This is a genomic window from Corynebacterium sp. (assembly GCF_043426755.1).
Classification (GTDB): domain Bacteria; phylum Actinomycetota; class Actinomycetes; order Mycobacteriales; family Mycobacteriaceae; genus Corynebacterium.
The window spans coordinates 61,853-79,279 of the sequence record NZ_JBHWRP010000087.1 but is presented as its reverse complement, the minus strand read 5'-3'; the positions used below and the strand labels follow the sequence as shown (position 1 = coordinate 79,279).

Genomic DNA, 17,427 nt, shown 5'->3' with positions numbered 1-17,427 from the left:
GAGGAAAATATTGGCGCAGTGGACTTCCGTCTCACGCGCGAGGAGATGGACCTCTTGTCGCGCATTGAGGGGGAGCGACTCTCAAATGATCCACGTACTTTCCCCGGTGATGTGTAACACATGTAAATGATGTGTTGTGCGCCACATCCTCCTTTGCAAACTTCGCAAAGGGGGCTTTTTGGTGCCCGTGGGGGGAATGTATCACCTATCTAAACTGCTGGTGGGAGACTTTTGCGGGGGTGGCAAATTTAGTTAATCCGCTCTTCGCCACTGAATTCGATCGACCTTGCAATGTGAGCCATGTAACTTTCCTCTGTAGTGAAGTTAGAGATTTCACATGATGTAAGGAGTCGACTGTGACAAATCCACCCGCAGCAGGTGTGACCCGAAGGGAACCCACCTCTGAAGAATTCATCGCCATGCAAAAGAGCCCGCAGTTCCAAGAACTGCGTAGCACCTACCGGAAGTTCACCTTCCCGGTATCCGTGCTCTTCTTTGTGTGGTTTGTTTTTTACGTGCTCGTCGCCACGTACTTCCCTGACGCGATGGCGCAGCCGTTCCTCGGCCTCAACGTAGGCCTGTGGCTGGGCTTGGCCCAGTTTTTCACCACCTTCCTGATCACCTGGATCTACGTGGTGTACGCCAACAAGAACATCGAGCCGAAGGCGGCCGCAATTCGTGAAGAAATGGAGGGCTAAACAATGAGCACTCTTAATACCGTGAACCTGGTTCACTTGGCACAGGAAGCCGACGCTGCAGCCGTCGGAAATCCCTGGCTCAATATTGGCGTTTTCGCCGTATTCATCATCGTCACCCTCGCCGTGGTGTCTCGCGCAGGTAAGACCACCAAGGAAGCGTCTGACTTCTACACCGGTGGCGCAACCTTCAGCGGTACCCAGAATGGTCTGGCCATCGCGGGTGACTACTTGTCTGCCGCATCCTTCCTGGGTATTGTCGGCGCGATCGCACTGAGCGGTTACGACGGCTTCCTGTACTCCATTGGCTTCTTCGTCGCGTGGCTGGTGGCCCTGCTCCTAGTGGCTGAGCCACTGCGTAACGTGGGTCGTTTCACCATGGCGGACGTGCTGTCTTTCCGCCTTCGCCAGAAGCCCGTGCGCGTAGCCGCAGCCTTCGGCACCCTCTTTGTCTCCCTGTTCTACTTGATTGCTCAGATGGCTGGCGCTGGTTCGCTGGTCTCCGTGCTGCTGAACCTTCACAGCTTCCCTGCCCAGGCCATCTGTGTGGCGATCGTCGGCGTCATCATGATCGCCTACGTGTTGATCGGCGGCATGAAGGGCACCACCTATGTCCAGATGATCAAGGCCGTTCTGCTGGTCGGTGGTGTAGGCATCATGACCGTGATGGTGTTCATCGCTGTGCGCGGCGGCTTCGGCGCCCTGTTCGAGTCCGCGATCAACACCCACGCCGCCTCCGACTACATCAAGGCTCAGGGCTATGCAGCGGCTGACATTCTCAAGCCGGGCCTGAAGTACGGTGGCTCCGCTGTGCAGCAGCTGGACTTTATCTCCCTAGGCTTGTCCCTGGTGCTGGGTACCGCGGGCCTGCCTCACGTGCTGATGCGCTTCTACACCGTTCCAACCGCAACGGAAGCCCGCAAGTCTGTGACCTGGGCGATCGTCCTGATCGGCGCGTTCTACCTGATGACCCTTGTGCTCGGCTACGCAGCTGGCGGACTGGTTGGTCCTGACCGTATCCTGGCGGCCCCCGGCGGGGCGAACTCGGCGGCACCGCTGCTGGCATTCGAGCTCGGCGGATCAATTTTCATGGCCCTGATCTCCGCGGTGGCCTTCGCTACAGTGCTCGCCGTGGTGGCAGGCCTGGCGATTACCGCGTCTGCCTCTGTCGCGCACGATATCTACGACGCGGTGCTGCGCGATGGCCAGTCCTCGGAAGCGGAGCAGGTTCGCGTTTCACGAATCACCGTGGTCGTCATTGGTGTTGTAGCGATTGTGTTGGGCATCCTGGCGATGTCGCAGAACGTGGCCTTCCTTGTCTCCCTGGCCTTCGCTATCGCGGCCTCCGCCAACCTTCCGACCATCCTCTTCTCCCTCTACTGGAGGAGGTTCAACACCACCGGCGCTGTGGCCTCCATGTACACCGGCCTGATCTCCGCCCTGGTGCTGATCTTCCTGTCGCCGGCAGTCTCCGGCGCAGAGACCGCAATGTTCCCAGGCGCTGACTGGTCCATCTTCCCGCTGACCAGCCCAGGTCTCGTCTCCATCCCGTTGGGCTTCTTGGCCGGCATCATCGGTACTTTCGTCGGCAAGCCAGACAACCTGGATCACCTCGCCTCCGAAATGGAAGTGCGTTCGCTGACAGGTGTTGGTGTGGAGAAGCCAGTCGACCACTAAGCTTGGACCACTCGACTCCGGTTCAAGAGAAGCGCCCGGTCACTCCGAAAGGAGTAACCGGGCGTTTTTCTACTGCCTGCTAGTTCTTAAGGTAAGAACTTACGCGCGCTATCGATGGCGCGCTGAATATCCTCCGCGGGTACCTGGCTTGCAATCTGCGAGGACAGGTTCGCGGCATCGCTTATCGACGATCCTTCTGTCGGAGCGTTCGGCAGGACCGGTGGCTGTCCCGGGGTCCACTGGCCCCAGTCGGAAGCGTAGACGTTGTTGATGTCCACCTGCACGCCATCGATATAGGCTTGCCACTTTGCCTTCTGATGGATTGTGGTGCGCGGGTGAATTTTGCCGCCGGAACCCCAATCATGCTGCCAGAAGAAGGCGCCGATACCGTCGCGTATGCACCACTCGATGACATTCCAGTTGCCGTACACGCCGGTCTGGTAACCGGCCGCGGTCAGGGCTGCCTGGAAGGCCCGTAGGTAGGGGCGGATTTGGTTGGTGTACTGCGCCCAAGTGGGGTTGTCGTCGATCGCAATATAGATTGGACGACCGGTCGGCCCACCGGCTGCCTGGTGCAGGTTGATGGCCTGGGGCGCGTGGGTGGCGGCACCGGCTGCGCCCTGCAGCCAGTCGGCATTGTTGGCGCGACCAAACTGATAGACGGAGGCCGTAGCCAGGCCGTTAGCCGCGAAATCGCGGGTTTCGGTGAGGCTGACTGGCTTGCCCTTCATCCAGGAAATGGCATCGGGGCGGGCCTGGGAAACATAGCGGACTGCGCCCATGTGGCCAGCAGCCTTCACCGAGCTGCCGGTGGGGACACCGGCGGAATAGTCGACGACGGTGCCAAGGATACGGCCTTGGGCGGATGCGGATGGGGTAGCAGCAACGGCGGCGGAGCCTACGGCACCTGCGGCCACTGCGATGGAGGCGGCCTTCATGAAGCCGCGTCGGGAATAGTGGTTCATGAAGTTATTCTCGGATTTAGACACAACTGTCACGGTAGCAACAATTGTCACAAGCTGCTAGCGGTGTTTGGTGGCTCAACAAGTTTGGCTATCCCGCATGGTTTTCCTGAAACCTCCACGGGTATCAGGCTGACATGGCAGACTCAGAACGGACAACTGTATGAATATTAAGGAGTTTTGCCGTGTCTAAAGTGAAGTTCTTCCGTGGGCAGCAGTTGCCGTTGGAGATGCATAAGGTCCGAATCATTCAGAAGCTCACGCTTCTGCCCGTGGAAGAACGCATGGCGGCCATGGATGAAGCAGGCTACAACACCTTCCTGCTGCAGAACAAGGACGTGTTCCTAGACATGCTCACTGACTCCGGAGTCAACGCCATGAGCCAGGACCAGCAGGCAGCCATGCTCAACGCCGACGATGCCTACGCGGGCTCCGCCACCTACACGCGTCTGGAAAACAAGGTGCGCGAACTCTTCGGCATGGACTACTTCCTGCCAGCGCACCAAGGCCGCGCGTGCGAAAATATCATCGCCGAAGTACTGGTCCGCCCAGGCACGACGGTGCCGATGAACTACCACTTCACTACCACCAAGCAGCACATCACCCACCGCGGGGGAGAGGTCATCGAGCTGATTGAAGAAGCTGGCCTTGAAGTGACATCGACCAACAACTTCAAGGGCAATATTGACGTGGAGAAGCTGCGCGAGACCGTTGCGGCAGACCCGTCCAAGGTGGCCTTCGTCCGCATGGAGGCCGGCACTAACCTGATCGGTGGCCAGCCGTTCTCGCTGCAGAACCTGCGCGATGCCTACGCTGTGTGCCAGGAATTTGATCTGCCGATGGTGCTCGACGCCTCCTTGCTAGCCGATAACCTGCACTTCATCAAGACACGGGAAGAGCAGTACAAGGATTCGTCGATACGCGAGATCACTGCGGAAATGTCCAAGTGCGCCGACGTGATTTACTTCTCCGCGCGCAAGCTCGGATTCGGTCGTGGTGGCGGTATCTGCATCCGCGATGAAGAGATGTACAAGCGGATGCGCGGATACGTGCCGATGTACGAGGGATTCCTGACCTATGGGGGCATGTCCGTGCGCGAGATGGAAGCAATCACCGTCGGCTTGGATGAGACGATGGATGAGGACATGATCAACCAGGGTCCGCAGTTTATCGAATACATGGTGGGCGAGCTTGATCGCCGCAATATCCCGGTGATTACGCCTGCCGGCGGGCTGGGGGCGCACGTGGATGCGATGCGTTTCGTGGACCACATCCCGCAGAACGAATACCCTGCGGGCGCGCTGGCCGCTGCCCTGTATATTGCCTCGGGCGTGCGTGGCATGGAGCGTGGCACGATGAGCGAGCAGCGTGACGACGAGGGCGTGGAGCCATTGGCCGACATGGAGCTTGTCCGCTTGGCCATGCCGCGGCGCGTATTCACGTTGTCCCAGGTGAATTACACCATTGACCGGATTGATTGGCTGTACCAAAATCGTCACCTGATCGGCGGGTTGGAGTGGGCGGAAGAGCCGGAGATCCTGCGCTTCTTCTACGGCCGCCTGGCACCGAAGGGCACGTGGGCTCAGGATCTGGTGGCGAAGTTCCGGGAAGATTTCGGCGATTCCCTTTAAATATCATCTGTCGTGGCTGATACGGTTCTCTGGCGAGAGCGGGTGTTGAGAGATCAGTAACAGCAGGGCGGGATGGCCCGGGAAGAAGCTCAACGTGAAGAAGAGATACGGGTGCGCACTTCTCGTGGCCGCCAGTATGGTGGTGGCGATTCCTGCTGCTATCGATTTCGGAGATTCTATGTCCAACACCTCGACCACGTTCTCTTCTAACTTTGGGCTGGAGACTCTTGACTGGGAGGGTCACACGTGGTCGATCCGCGGGACAAACGACGGGGTGGTCACCTGGGGCGGGCCACAGGCTACACACCCAGAGACCGGAGAAAGTTACTGGGTAGATGGCGCTACCTTAAACGACCAAGGTGACTTGGTGCTGCAGTCCCAGGGGATTGACGGCGGGGTGGAGCTTACCTCTGATCAAGCGATGGGCTATGGCACTTATACTCTGCGCTACTCCGGTGACTTTGAGGCCTATGACCCCAACACTGTGCTGGGGATCTTCACCTATGACTGGGCCGATCGCGTCTTGCCAGATTACACGGCACAAGGCGGGTTTACAGAGATAGATTTCAATGAGATTTCCCGCTGGGGTGACGCCGATCGCGACCAGATTCAGGGCAGCGCGACCATGTACGCGGATGCCGACGGCCAGCGCTTCACTCTCGACGAGTTTGACGTGCCGTCGGGCACCGTGGAGCTGATCACCACCGCAACGTGGCAGCCGGGGCGTCTCCATGTGGAGACAACGCTTGCCGACGGCACCGTGCTCTCCGACGTTACCGCCACGGACCATGTGCCCGCGTCTCACGCCCAGCAGCTCCATCTCAATTTGTGGACCACCTCTGCTGGTGAGGGCTTCGGCGAAGCAAGTGGTGACACCGTCGTCTTTCACGAGTTTAACTTCAAACCAGCCTCCAAGTTCATGAGTTGTCTCCAAGCCACAATCCGAGACGTGCGCTGCTGACGGTGCTGGTGTGAAGCGACAGCCCGAGGTTGATCGGGCTAATCTTCGATAAACGAACTACAAGAAGTTCTGCGCACGGGAGCCAAGAAGGCCCATCGTAGAAATGTTTGCCATGAGGATGCCGATCACGGCCGCGGGTCCTGCGCGCCCTATCTTTGGCGACCCAAGCGCATACTGTTGGACCTGAAATGTTGGAACAGGGGCCCGCGGGGCCTTTTCTCGGCAGAAATCGCCCAGTTCCAACAGTTCAGCTTCGACAGTTTGGGTGGGGAGGCGGAGTGAGCGCCTCCGGAAGCGCCCCAGAGAGGAATCGAACCTCCGACACCGGCTTTAGGAGAGCCGTGCTCTATCCACTGAGCTACTGGGGCAGTAACGCCGTTGCCTTAAGAACCTGGTGACTGAACTCCGGCGGAGAGGCCGGAGACAGGGGCACCCGAGGCAACGAAAACTAAGGCTACCGCACAAAGCGAAAGCAACATAAATTAGGCTGGACGTACTGTTTTCTAGCTGAAAAGCAAAACCTAGTTCAGGACCGAAAGGAATCTTCGAGGACTATGCCACAAACCCAACCAAGTTTCACCGATATCCAGCGCCGCAAGATCGATGTGGAGATCGTCAGCAAAGACGGGATCCCCGCCCTATCTGTGGATAAGGAGCTGCCGGGGGGATCGTCGAAACGCGTCCTCCTGCTAAACCCACACGACGCGCGCCGGCTAAAAACCGCCATCGAGAACTACCTCAACGAGGTATCGGCGCGCGAACTAAATGGGCATACAGCGTCCCTGTCGCCGCAGGACATGCTGGACCTGTTCGGCGCGGACGACGACGAGGACTAAGTCAGAGGGTTATTCTTCGCCAGTGAGCTCGCGCAGCTTCGCCCGTACGGCAGAGGCGCGCGGGTTCGTCATATGCGAATCATCCGAGTAGCGGATGGTCGGCACGACCTGGTTGCCGTCGTTGACGGATTCCACCCACGATGCAGCGTCTTCGTTGCCCTCTGCCTCGATATCGATGGTGGCATAAGGGGTTTCGGTGCGGTCCAAGTGCTTGCGCAGCTTCGCGCAGTGAGGGCACCAGGTGGTCATGTACATGGTGACGTGATCAGTCGGGTTAGACATGGTCTTTAGCAACCTTTCTTTCGTAACGGAGGAACCGGTAGCGCAACGGTTCCGGGGAATGGTCCGCGGGCGCACCGGGAATAACGAGGCGACCTTTTTCTGAGGTCATCCACTCAGTATCCAACATCAGGGCGAACATGTGCTCAGGCACCTGCGGGGCCAGTACTGCGCGCTGGCCGTAGAAGTCGGCGACGTGGGCGTCGATAAGCGTGATCTCAATGACGTCAAGCGAATCCATATAGGACTCCCACAGCCGCGGACCGCCAAGGATCCACGCCTCGGTGTCCAGCTCGGGGACCTCGGGGACGACGAACGCACCATCGGACCACTCGCCGGCCTCGCGCGAGGAGACAACGAAGTTCTCGCGGCCGGGAAGTGGCTTCTTCGGCAGGGACTCCCAAGTGCGGCGTCCCATTACCACGGGGAAGCCCAGTGTGGTTTCTTTGAAATGGCGCAGGTCCTCGGGCAGGTGCCACGGCATGGTGGCGCCGTCGCCGATCACGCCATCGAGGGACTGGGCCCAGATCGCGCCGATCATACCGACACCGGGGCGGAAATCTTCGGGTGCGGATCATAACCCTCGACGGAGATGTCGTCGAAGGTGTAATCAAACATGCTGGCAGCCTTGTTCAACTTCAGCTGCGGGTAGGGGCGAGCCTCGCGGCTGAGCTGCTCGCGGACCTGGTCGACGTGGTTGTTGTAGATATGGCAATCGCCACCCGTCCAGATGAACTCGCCGACCTCCAGGCCAGCCTGCTGGGCAAACATGTGGGTCAGCAGGGAATAGGACGCAATATTAAACGGCACGCCAAGGAACATGTCCGCGGAGCGCTGATAGACCTGCATGGACAGCGTCCCGTCCACCACGTACAGCTGGAAAAGCAAGTGGCAGGGCAGCAGCGCCATCTTGTCCAACTCCGCAACGTTCCAGGCGGAGACGATATTGCGGCGCGAATCCGGATTATTGCGCAGGGTGTCCAGCGCACCCTGAATCTGGTCAATGTGCTGGCCGTCTGGGGTGGGCCAGCTGCGCCACTGCACGCCGTAGACGGGGCCGAGCTCGCCGTCTTCGCCGGCCCATTCATTCCAGATCTTGATGTTGTTGTCCTGCAGCCACTTCACATTGGAGTCACCCTGCAAAAACCACAACAGCTCGCCGACCACACCTCTGAAGAACACCTTCTTGGTGGTCAGCAGGGGGAAAGAGTCGGCAAGATTATAGCGGATCTGGCGACCAAAAACGCTTCGCGTACCGGTTCCGGTGCGGTCGCCTTTGGCCTGGCCATTGTCCAGGATGTCGCGCAGAAGATCCTCATAGGGAGTAGGCACAATCATACCGGCCACCTTAGAACAAATCACGCGAACGTGGAAAGCCTAGGCCTCGAAGCTGCCGTGCTCGTCGAGGAAGGAGGTGGTCAGTTCCAGGATCTGGTCTGCCAACTCTGGGCGGCAAATCAGCAGGTCTGGAATGTAAGTATCCGCATTGTTGTAGCGCAGCGGCTCACCGTTGAGACGGGAGGCGTGCAGGCCCGCGGCCAACGCAACACCGACCGGTGCCGCCTGATCCCACTCATACTGGCCACCGGCGTGAACATACGCATCGTGGTCGCCGAGCAGCACGTGCATCGCCTTCGCGCCGGCAGAGCCCAGCCCGTCGACCTCAAAACCTAAGCCGTCAGCCACGTGCTGTGCAATCTTGGGCGGGCGGTTGCGCGAAATAGCAATCTTGCCGGCAAACGGGCCGGAGACATGGCGCACGTCTGAGGACTTGAACACCACGCCCAAGTCAGGCAGACCCACGGCGGCGTGCTCAGGAACACCATTGATGACCAGGGCGATGTGCACGGCCCAGTCTTGGCGTCCCGTCGCGAACTCCTTCGTGCCGTCGAGCGGGTCGATGATCCACACGCGGTCCTTGTCCAGGCGGGTTGGGTTATCGGCAGCTTCCTCAGAGAGGAAACCATCATCGGGGCGGTGCTGGCGCAGCACGCGCGCGATCCAGTTCTGCGCTAGATCATCACCCGCCTCGCCGAGCTCACGCCCACGAAGCGTGCCCACACCGCGGATCCCCTTCAGGATCTCGCCGGTGCCCTGGGCGATAAGGTTTGTCAGCCGAGAATCAGAATACTGAGCGGTCATGCCTCCCAGACTACAGTGCAATGGCGCATCGCGGGAAGTAACAATGCAGAACAATAACGCTAAAGTAGGCCCATGACCGAAAACATCCTGGACCGCTTTCACCCACAGGTGGCCACTTGGTTTTCGGAAGTCTTCGCCGCCCCCACACCAGCCCAGGCCCAGGCGTGGGAAGCCATCTCCGCAGGAGAAAACTCGCTGGTCGTAGCCCCCACGGGCTCCGGTAAGACTCTGGCTGCGTTCCTGTGGTCGCTCAACTCACTGGTGGAACGAGACGGCCAACAAGTCCTCCCGGTCGGCCAAGCGACGGGCGCAGAGACCCGCGGCGTAAAAGTGCTCTATATCTCCCCGCTCAAGGCTTTGGGCGTCGACGTGGAGAATAACCTGCGGGCACCGCTGAACGGCATCGCGCGGATCGCGCAACGCATGGACCGGCCCATGCCGGACATTTCAGTCGGCGTGCGCAGCGGCGACACACCACAGTCAGAGCGCGCCCGCCAGGTACGAAAACCGCCGGACATCCTGATCACCACGCCCGAGTCCGCCTACCTGATGCTCACCTCTAAGGCCGCCGCGACCTTAAAAGACGTGGACACCGTCATCATCGACGAAATCCACGCGCTTGCCGGGATCAAACGCGGCGTCCACCTCACACTAACCCTGGAACGCCTGCGCCGAATCGCCGGCAACTTCCAGCGCATCGGTCTCTCCGCCACCGTCCGGCCCCTCGACGCGGTAGCGAACTTCCTGGGTGAGAACACCACCATCATCGACCCCTCTTCGAAGAAGGAGTGGGAACTCAACGTTCGCGTCCCCGTCGACGACATGAGCGACCTGCCCGTGCCCGAAGACGCCTCCACCATCGGCGACGCCATCATCGACGACGACCTAGGCCTCGACCAGGGCCTCGACCGAGGAATCGACGACACACCCGCCGCCCCGAAGTCCATCTGGCCACACATCGAGGCACAGCTTTACGACGAGATCATGGCCCACCGCTCCACACTCGTCTTCGTTAACTCCAGGCGCACAGCAGAAAGACTCACCTCGCAGCTCAACGAGCGATGGGCGAAAGAACACGACCCGTCGTCGTTAAGCGCGCCCGAGCGCCGCACCCCAGCCCAACTGATGAAATACACCGACACCGCAGGGCACGCCGCGCCGGTGATCGCGCGCGCCCACCACGGCAGCGTTAGCAAGGATGAACGCGCCACCACCGAAAGGATGCTGAAAGAAGGCACCCTGAAGGCCGTGGTGGCCACTAGTTCGCTGGAACTAGGCATCGACATGGGGGCCGTGGAGCTGGTGGTGCAGGTGGAATCCCCGCCGTCGGTCGCCTCCGGCCTGCAGCGCGTGGGCCGCGCCGGGCACCAAGTTGGAGCGGTCAGCCATGGCTCTTTCTACCCGAAACACCGCTCTGACCTGGTGCAAACGGCGGTGACAGTGCCGCGGATGCGCGAGGGGTTGATCGAGGAGCTGCACACCCCGCGCAACCCGCTGGACGTGCTCGCCCAGCAGACCGTGGCCGCGGTGGCCGTGGAAGACATTGAGGTGGATGATTGGTATGAGACCGTCCGCCGCGCCTGGCCCTACCGCGACCTGGCCCGCGAGGTTTTTGACTCGGTGATCGACCTGGTCACCGGCGTGTACCCTTCCACCGACTTTTCGGACCTGCGCCCGCGCGCCATCCTCGACGGCACGGTGCTGCGGGCTCGCCCCGGCGCTCAGCGCGTCGCGGTGACTAATGCCGGCACCATCCCGGACCGCGGTATGTTCGGGGTCTTCCTGGTCGGCTCCGAAGCGGAGGGGAAGGGGCCCCGGCGCGTCGGTGAGCTGGATGAGGAGATGGTCTATGAATCGCGTGTGGGCGACGTTTTTACCCTAGGTGCGTCGAGCTGGCGCATTGAGAACATCACGCGTGACCAGGTACAGGTGTCGCCCGCCCCGGGGCACACCGGCCGGCTGCCGTTTTGGACCGGCGATGCGCAGGGCAGGCCCTATGAGTTGGGGAAGGCGCTGGGTGCTTATCGACGAGAGGCCCACTCGGATCTGGGGATCGTCGATAAGAGCCTGGATGACAAGGCGCGGGCCAACCTTGCGAACTACTTGGCAGAGCAGACTGAGGCCACAGGGGTGATCCCGGATGATACGACGCTGGTGCTGGAACGGTTCACGGATGAGCTGGGGGACTGGCGGGTGGTGCTGCATACGCCTTTTGGTAAAGGGGTGAATGCGGCGTGGGCGTTGGCCACTGGTTGGCGGATTGCGCAAGAGACCGGGATGGATGCGCAGGCGGTGGCGGGCGATGACGGGATTGTGTTGCGCCTGCCGCAGATGGATAACGAACCGGATGGTTCGCTATTTGTTTTTGATACTGATGAGATCGCGGAGATCGTGACGGATCAGGTGGGTAATTCGGCGCTGTTCGCTTCCCGGTTTAGGGAGTGCGCGGCCCGCGCCTTGTTGTTGCCGCGGCGGAACCCTGGCAAGCGCGCGCCTTTGTGGCAGCAGCGCCAACGCGCCGAGCAGCTGCTGGATGTGGCGCGGAAGTATCCTTCCTTCCCGATCATTTTGGAGACTGTGCGTGAGTGTCTGCAGGATGTGTATGACCTGCCGGCGCTGGAAACGGTGATGGGGGATCTGAATACGCGCCGGGTGCGGATCGCGGAGGTGACCACCGAGCAGCCCAGTCCGTTCGCCTCGTCGCTGTTGTTCAACTACACCGGTGCCTTCATGTATGAGGGGGACACCCCGCTGGCGGAGAAGCGGGCGTCGGCACTGGCGCTTGATCCTTCGTTGCTGGCCAAACTGTTGGGCACGGTTGAGCTGCGCGAACTCTTGGACGCGGAGATTATCGCTGAGGTGGATGCGTCGCTGCGGCGCGTGGGTAAGGCCGCGACCTCGGAGCAGTTTGCTGACACGTTGCGGATGACGGGCCCGGTGCGTATCGACGAGCTGGAGACCTATACTTCTGTGCCGTTGCACGCGCTGGAGCAATCCTTGGCTGGGCGGATCATGCGGGTGCGCATCGGCGGGCACGAGCACGTGGCCCAGACCTTTGATGCGCCGCTGCTGCGCGACGGCTTGGGCGTGCCTGTCCCGCCCGGGGTGGCCGCGCAGGTCGATACCGTGGAAGATGCTTTGCAGCAGCTGGTGAGCCGGTGGGCCCGCACCCGCGGGCCGTTTACCCTGCGCGATCTGGCAGGTGCTTTCGGGCTGGCGGTCGGTGCGGCCTACTCCGCGTTGCAGCCTTTAGTCGATCCGGACAAAGTGATCGAGGGGCGCTACCGCCAGGGTGTGGAGGAGCAGGAGTATGTGGCCGCAGAGGTACTGCGGATTATTCGTTCGCGCTCGCTGGCAGCGGCACGCGCTCAGACTAGGCCCGTGACGCAGTCGGCCCTCGCACGTTTTAGCGTGGACTGGGCCAACGTGGCGCCCCAGGGAGTGCGCGCCCCGCTGCGGGGTGCCGATGGGGTGTTCACCGTGATTGAACAGCTGGCCGGGGTGCGTTTGCCCGCCAGCGCGTGGGAGTCTTTGGTGCTTCCGTCGCGTGTCGGCGATTATTCGCCGCTGATGCTCGATGAGCTGACACTGTCGGGCGAGGTCCTCATCGTTGGCGCCGGCAAGGCAGGCGCGCGTGACCCGTGGATCATGCTGTTGCCCGCAGACTATGCCGAGCAACTCATCCCGCAGTCCGAAGCGCCGGTGCTCAGCCTGACCCAGCAGCAGATCATGGACCGCATGCGCGGCGGCGGCGGTTTCCTCTTCTCGGACTTTGTGGAAGGCACCACCACCGAAGAACTTCGCGAGGCGATGTGGGACCTAGTGGAGGCCGGCCAGATCGCGCCCGATTCCTTTGCCCCGATCCGCGCCCGGCTATCCGGGGGAAAGACGGCACACAAGGTCAAGCGCCGTCCGTCGCGATCACGTGTGCGCATGGGGCGCAGTACATTTGCCCCGACCACGCCACCGGATATGACGGGGCGCTGGGCGGCCACGCCGGCACCGGATCCCGATGCCACCTCCCGTTCCGTGGCATTGGGCGAGGCCTGGCTGGATCGCTACGGGGTGGTCACCCGCGGATCAGTGGTCTCCGAGGACGTGATTGGTGGCTTTGCGCTGGCCTACAAGGTGCTCAGCGGTTTTGAAGAATCCGGCAAAGCCATGCGCGGATACCTGGTGGAAGGTTTGGGCGCCGCGCAGTTTTCTACCCCGGCCGTGATCGACAGGCTTCGCGGCCACCAGGACACCGACGATGTAATCGGTTGGCCCTCCGGCACCCGAGAACCCAAAGTGCACGTGCTCGCCACCACGGATCCCGCCAACCCCTATGGTGCGGCACTACCGTGGCCCGCGCAGGGGCCCACCCGCAGCGCAGGCGCCCTTGTTGTGCTGATCGACGGACTCCTTGCCGCCCACATCACCCGCGGCGGAAAGACCATGACCACCTTCTTCGACAGCTTCCCCGACGGGGTGGGCGACCCCATGGGCATGGTTGTCAGCGCGCTTATCGACGAAGTGGGCCACGGTCGCATCAGGCCCTTAAACGTGGAGAAACTCAACGGCGAGAGCGCCTATGTGCTGCGCGAATACGGGGCGGCAGTCACCCCTCGTGGTGCGAAGATTGGTGGGCGCGGGGGCTCGTCGACAAGCAAGAAGCGTGGCCGCACGGTGGCCGAAGCGATCGAAGAGCTGAATTTCGACGACTAGCCGGTACAGGCTAGTCTTCAGGGCATGCCTGAGGGTGATTCCGTCTATCAACTAGCCAAGCGCCTGAACTTCATGGAAGGGCGGGCGGTGACGCGCTGTTCGCTCCGCTGGCCTAGTGCTGCAACCGTCGATTTCACCGGGCTGACCTGCACGCGCGTGTGGCCCTACGGCAAGCACCTGTTCATGCAGTTCGGCAACAACATTCTGCACACGCACCTGAAAATGGAGGGCACATGGGCCATCCACCGTTCAGGCACGAGGTGGCGCAAGCCCGGGCATTCGGCGCGTGTTGTGCTTGAGCTTGACGACGATCATCCCCGCAATATTGAGGTGGTCGGGCACTGGCTGGGGCTGGTCGAGGTCTTTCCGGCAGCCGAATATTCGCAGCGCATGAGCTATCTTGGCCCCGACATCCTGGAAGGGGAATGGGACATCGACGAAGCGGTGCGCCGGATCGAAGCACAACCCGCCAGGGAGATTGGGCGTGCCCTCCTGGATCAGAAAAATGTGGCGGGGATCGGCAACGAATACCGCGCGGAGGTGTGCTTCATCGCCGGCGTCCACCCCGCGGTACCTGTGGGAGAGGTCGACGTGCGAAGCATTCTTGAGATCTCGCGACGGCTGATGTGGGCCAATAAAGATTCCCCGGTCCGCGTCACCACTGGGGTGAAACGGGCCGGGGAAACAAGTTATGTCTTCGGGCGAAATAACAAACCCTGCAGGCGGTGCGGCACCCTGATCACCAAAGATTTTCTTGGCGGGGAAGGGGACCTAGAACGCGTGATGTGGTGGTGTCCGCGCTGCCAGCCGGAGCCTTAGGAAGAGGACTTTTCAGATTCTTCAGTCTTTTCGGAGTCTCCAGACTCCCCAGACTCCCCAGACTTCTTGCGCTTGTTGTTGCGCACGATGAGGTAGACGACCAGGGCGACAATGGCGACCGCGATGATGATGTAAATGACAGTCGAGTACTGATCAATCACGTCGGCCACCTTGGTGTACTGGTCGCCCAGCACATAGCCCAGGTAGATCAGCAGTGCGTTCCACACGCCCGAGCCGGCTAGGGTCCACAGTCCGAACTTGAGCAGGTTCATCCGGTCAATACCGGCAGGGATGGAGATCAACGAACGCACACCTGGGATCAGGCGGCCAAAGAACACAGAGGGGGCGCCGTACTTCTCAAACCAGTTCAGGGCCTTGTCAACGTCGTTCGCGTCAACCAGCCACATCTTGTCGGCGATGCGGCGCAGGCGGTCCGCACCCAGCCACGCGCCCAAGCCGTAGAGCAGGTAGGCGCCAACGACAGAGCCTGCCGTCGCCCAGATGAAGGTGCTCAGCATGTTTAGCGAGCCCTGCGACACCGTGAAACCGGCGAGGGGGAGGATCACCTCAGACGGAATTGGCGGGAAAATGTTTTCCAGCAAAATGCCGATACCAACACCGGGGGCCCCAAGGACCTCCATCAGGTTGACTACCCAATCAATGATTGCCTGCACTACGCCTTCTTTCTACAAACTCATCAATAATAAAATGGTTATCCCATTCTGCCTTAGTTGTCCCTCACGACGAAACCAATAGAGCAAGTTCCCAGCGATCGGCACACTTTCACACACCGTACTCCGATAACCTTGGAAGCATGAACCTCATCCTCAATATCATCTGGCTCATCTTCGCAGGTCTACCATTGGCGATCGGCTACTTCCTCTTCGGCATTATCGCCTGCATTTTTATCATCACCATCCCTGCGGGCGTGGCGTCATTTCGCATGGCAAAGTTTGCGTTGTGGCCTTTCGGCCGCTCCGTCGTACAACCTGTCCAGGGCACCGGCGCTTTCTCGACGATTAGCAACGTCATCTGGTTCGTAATCGCCGGCCTCTGGCTGACTATCGGTCACATCACAACAGCAGCGGCGCAGGCCATCACCATCATCGGCATCCCGCTGGCTATCGCCAACCTCCGCATGATCCCCGTGACCTGTTTCCCCTTCGGACGACGCATCGTCGACAGCGACCACATCCCCGTCGGCTGGGAACCAATGATCAAGATGTAGGAATCTCCCAGGTGTGCACCGGCCGGCCCGTCGCCTGATTCTCCAGGTAGAGCTCCAGCATCCGGGCCATTGCTTGACGACGATCCTCCGAATCCGGGGCAGAGCCACGGCCAAAAACTTTGGCAACACCAAGTTGCCAGGCGGCACCATTTTGCCGCGTAGTGGCGCGACCCTCGATGATGCCCAGGTACTCGTCGATAAGTTCCTGTTCAACCTCCAGTGCCACCAAACCCTCGCGCGCCTGAGGAAGTAGGTGCTCCGCGACCAGCTCGGCGGCACTGGTCCTGCCCAGGGTCGGCCAGACCTGGCGCGAGTAGAGGCTATTGCGTGCGGCGGAGAAAAAGTTATCGCGCGCATCGTCGAAGGTCAACCGTGACCAGACGGGACGGTTTTGCTCCGCAAGGAATTTCACCAGACCGTAGTAGAAGGCTGCGTCGGCGACGATGTCCGCCACGGTGGGGCCGGCCGGCAGCAGGCGGTTTTCCACGCGGATATGAGAGAGGTCCAGGCTGGAATCATAAATCGGGCGGTTCCAACGCCATACCGTGCCATTGTGCAGGTTGAGGTAGTGCAGCGCCGGCGAATCACCATCCATGATCGGTGTCGAACGGCCCTCCGGCAGGATGGGGGAGAAGTAGCGCACGTTCTCCTCAAAAAGATCAAAGACGCTGGTGATCCACCGTTCCCCGAACCACACACGCGGCCGCACGCCCTGCGTCACCAGCTCGGGCGTGCGCGTATCGATCGACTGCTCGAACACCGGGATCCGCGACTCGTGCCACAAGCGGTGTCCCATAAACAGTGGAGAATTAGCACTCAGCGCCACTTGGACACCCGCAATCGCCTGGGAGGCGTTCCACACATCGGCGAATCGGTTCGGGGCGACCTGTAAATGCAGCTGCATCGACGTACACGTTGATTCCGGGGCGATGTCCTCGAATTCGTGGGCGTAATCCTCGGGTCCGGAAATATCCAGCCGCATCAGCTCCCCGCGCGAGGTAATAATCGCGTTGTTCAGCGCCTGGTAGCGGTTTTCCTTGGTCATCCAGGCAGGATCTTCGAGAAACTCAGTGGTCATCGTCGGCAACGTGCCGATCATCGCCACCTGCGCGCCGGCCTTTGATGCCGCAGCGCGAACAGCAGTCAGTCGCTCATCCAGGCCCGCATGCAAACGGCGCAGTCCGTCGCCCTCCAAAGACAATGGGGGATGGTTCAGCTCCACGTTGTAGGCACCGATCTCCGACTGGTACTCGTCGTTAAGCTCCGCCAGAACCTGCTGATTGCGCGTGGTTGGCTGCATGTGCTCATCGACGAGATTCAGCTCCAGCTCTAAGCCGATCGTGCCGTGGTCAATGAACTCGGCTTTCTGGAGGTGCGCATCGAAGACCTCGAGGTCGCTCATCAAACGCCTGCGGTAATCGGTGTGCTGGCGCGGGGAGAAAGTGTCTGAAGAAACGGCGTCGCCCATACCCATAAGCTTAGACAAATAC

At 60.8% G+C, this 17,427-nt stretch carries 15 protein-coding genes and 1 tRNA gene; 8 read left to right on the top strand and 8 right to left on the bottom strand.

The window, feature by feature from the left end; all coding sequences use genetic code 11:
* Positions 1–419 precede the first annotated feature (419 nt).
* Positions 420–698 carry a DUF485 domain-containing protein gene (locus ACHFGA_RS08920; protein ID WP_048402637.1) on the top strand — a complete coding sequence of 93 codons (279 nt, stop codon included), beginning with the start codon at positions 420–422 and terminating at the stop codon, positions 696–698.
* A 3-nt stretch (positions 699–701) separates the two neighbouring features.
* The gene (locus tag ACHFGA_RS08915; RefSeq protein WP_394282035.1) at positions 702–2,372 is read left to right on the top strand and encodes a cation acetate symporter; all 1,671 of its coding nucleotides are present in this window, start codon (positions 702–704) and stop codon (positions 2,370–2,372) included.
* A gap of 86 nt (positions 2,373–2,458) precedes the next feature.
* On the opposite strand, the gene ACHFGA_RS08910 is transcribed toward ACHFGA_RS08915, so the two are convergent.
* Complete coding sequence (locus ACHFGA_RS08910) at positions 2,459–3,337, bottom strand: DUF1906 domain-containing protein (RefSeq protein ID WP_394282039.1); 879 nt, start codon at positions 3,335–3,337, stop codon at positions 2,459–2,461.
* A 182-nt stretch (positions 3,338–3,519) separates the two neighbouring features.
* Here ACHFGA_RS08910 and ACHFGA_RS08905 point away from each other — a divergent pair, with 182 nt between their 5' ends.
* Positions 3,520–4,965, top strand: a complete 1,446-nt coding sequence (locus tag ACHFGA_RS08905) for a tryptophanase (RefSeq protein WP_394282034.1) — start codon at positions 3,520–3,522, stop codon at positions 4,963–4,965.
* Positions 4,966–5,143: 178 nt separating this feature from the next.
* The gene (locus ACHFGA_RS08900; protein ID WP_394282033.1) at positions 5,144–5,926 is read left to right on the top strand and encodes a hypothetical protein; all 783 of its coding nucleotides are present in this window, start codon (positions 5,144–5,146) and stop codon (positions 5,924–5,926) included.
* Between the two features lie 295 nt (positions 5,927–6,221).
* Here the strand turns inward: ACHFGA_RS08900 and ACHFGA_RS08895 are convergent.
* Positions 6,222–6,294, bottom strand: a tRNA-Arg gene (locus ACHFGA_RS08895).
* Between the two features lie 186 nt (positions 6,295–6,480).
* On the opposite strand from ACHFGA_RS08895, the gene ACHFGA_RS08890 reads away from it, so the two are divergent.
* The gene (locus tag ACHFGA_RS08890) at positions 6,481–6,762 is read left to right on the top strand and encodes a hypothetical protein (protein WP_394282032.1); all 282 of its coding nucleotides are present in this window, start codon (positions 6,481–6,483) and stop codon (positions 6,760–6,762) included.
* A 9-nt stretch (positions 6,763–6,771) separates the two neighbouring features.
* Here the strand turns inward: ACHFGA_RS08890 and ACHFGA_RS08885 are convergent, their stop codons facing one another.
* The 4 genes from ACHFGA_RS08885 to ACHFGA_RS08870 are packed head-to-tail and all read right to left on the bottom strand — an operon-like array spanning position 6,772 to position 9,183.
* On the bottom strand, positions 6,772–7,044 hold the full coding sequence (locus tag ACHFGA_RS08885) for a mycoredoxin (RefSeq protein WP_394282031.1): 273 nt from the start codon (positions 7,042–7,044) through the stop codon (positions 6,772–6,774).
* On the bottom strand, positions 7,037–7,525 hold the full coding sequence (locus ACHFGA_RS08880; protein ID WP_394282038.1) for a dihydrofolate reductase: 489 nt from the start codon (positions 7,523–7,525) through the stop codon (positions 7,037–7,039). The genes ACHFGA_RS08885 and ACHFGA_RS08880 overlap by 8 nt, the downstream gene beginning before the upstream one ends.
* 53 nt (positions 7,526–7,578) lie before the next feature.
* Entirely contained in the window at positions 7,579–8,379 is an 801-nt protein-coding gene (locus ACHFGA_RS08875; RefSeq protein WP_394282030.1) for a thymidylate synthase, read from the bottom strand.
* A gap of 39 nt (positions 8,380–8,418) precedes the next feature.
* On the bottom strand, positions 8,419–9,183 hold the full coding sequence (locus tag ACHFGA_RS08870) for a 3'(2'),5'-bisphosphate nucleotidase CysQ (RefSeq protein WP_394282029.1): 765 nt from the start codon (positions 9,181–9,183) through the stop codon (positions 8,419–8,421).
* 72 nt (positions 9,184–9,255) lie between these two features.
* On the opposite strand from ACHFGA_RS08870, the gene ACHFGA_RS08865 reads away from it, so the two are divergent.
* Positions 9,256–13,890 carry an ATP-dependent helicase gene (locus tag ACHFGA_RS08865; protein WP_394282028.1) on the top strand — a complete coding sequence of 1,545 codons (4,635 nt, stop codon included), beginning with the start codon at positions 9,256–9,258 and terminating at the stop codon, positions 13,888–13,890.
* A 24-nt stretch (positions 13,891–13,914) separates the two neighbouring features.
* Entirely contained in the window at positions 13,915–14,709 is a 795-nt protein-coding gene (locus ACHFGA_RS08860; protein ID WP_394282027.1) for a DNA-formamidopyrimidine glycosylase family protein, read from the top strand.
* Here the strand turns inward: ACHFGA_RS08860 and ACHFGA_RS08855 are convergent.
* Entirely contained in the window at positions 14,706–15,383 is a 678-nt protein-coding gene (locus tag ACHFGA_RS08855) for a DedA family protein (protein ID WP_394282026.1), read from the bottom strand. The genes ACHFGA_RS08860 and ACHFGA_RS08855 overlap by 4 nt on opposite strands.
* 140 nt (positions 15,384–15,523) lie before the next feature.
* Between ACHFGA_RS08855 and ACHFGA_RS08850 the strand changes: the two genes are divergently transcribed.
* Positions 15,524–15,937, top strand: a complete 414-nt coding sequence (locus ACHFGA_RS08850; protein ID WP_394282025.1) for a YccF domain-containing protein — start codon at positions 15,524–15,526, stop codon at positions 15,935–15,937.
* Here ACHFGA_RS08850 and ACHFGA_RS08845 read toward each other — a convergent pair.
* Entirely contained in the window at positions 15,927–17,405 is a 1,479-nt protein-coding gene (locus tag ACHFGA_RS08845; RefSeq protein WP_394282024.1) for a glutamate-cysteine ligase family protein, read from the bottom strand. The genes ACHFGA_RS08850 and ACHFGA_RS08845 overlap by 11 nt on opposite strands.
* Positions 17,406–17,427 lie beyond the last annotated feature (22 nt).

Bases quoted from the DNA above. Each gene is read 5' to 3' on its own strand.
- ACHFGA_RS08920 (WP_048402637.1), top strand. From the start codon at position 420: ATGCAAAAGAGCCCGCAGTTCCAAGAACTGCGTAGCACCTACCGGAAG.
- ACHFGA_RS08915 (WP_394282035.1), top strand. From the start codon at position 702: ATGAGCACTCTTAATACCGTGAACCTGGTTCACTTGGCACAGGAAGCC.
- ACHFGA_RS08910 (WP_394282039.1), bottom strand. From the start codon at position 3,337: ATGAACCACTATTCCCGACGCGGCTTCATGAAGGCCGCCTCCATCGCA.
- ACHFGA_RS08900 (WP_394282033.1), top strand. From the start codon at position 5,144: ATGTCCAACACCTCGACCACGTTCTCTTCTAACTTTGGGCTGGAGACT.
- ACHFGA_RS08890 (WP_394282032.1), top strand. From the start codon at position 6,481: ATGCCACAAACCCAACCAAGTTTCACCGATATCCAGCGCCGCAAGATC.
- ACHFGA_RS08885 (WP_394282031.1), bottom strand. From the start codon at position 7,044: ATGTCTAACCCGACTGATCACGTCACCATGTACATGACCACCTGGTGC.
- ACHFGA_RS08880 (WP_394282038.1), bottom strand. From the start codon at position 7,525: ATGCCGTGGCACCTGCCCGAGGACCTGCGCCATTTCAAAGAAACCACA.
- ACHFGA_RS08875 (WP_394282030.1), bottom strand. From the start codon at position 8,379: ATGATTGTGCCTACTCCCTATGAGGATCTTCTGCGCGACATCCTGGAC.
- ACHFGA_RS08870 (WP_394282029.1), bottom strand. From the start codon at position 9,183: ATGACCGCTCAGTATTCTGATTCTCGGCTGACAAACCTTATCGCCCAG.
- ACHFGA_RS08865 (WP_394282028.1), top strand. From the start codon at position 9,256: ATGACCGAAAACATCCTGGACCGCTTTCACCCACAGGTGGCCACTTGG.
- ACHFGA_RS08860 (WP_394282027.1), top strand. From the start codon at position 13,915: ATGCCTGAGGGTGATTCCGTCTATCAACTAGCCAAGCGCCTGAACTTC.
- ACHFGA_RS08850 (WP_394282025.1), top strand. From the start codon at position 15,524: ATGAACCTCATCCTCAATATCATCTGGCTCATCTTCGCAGGTCTACCA.
- ACHFGA_RS08845 (WP_394282024.1), bottom strand. From the start codon at position 17,405: ATGGGCGACGCCGTTTCTTCAGACACTTTCTCCCCGCGCCAGCACACC.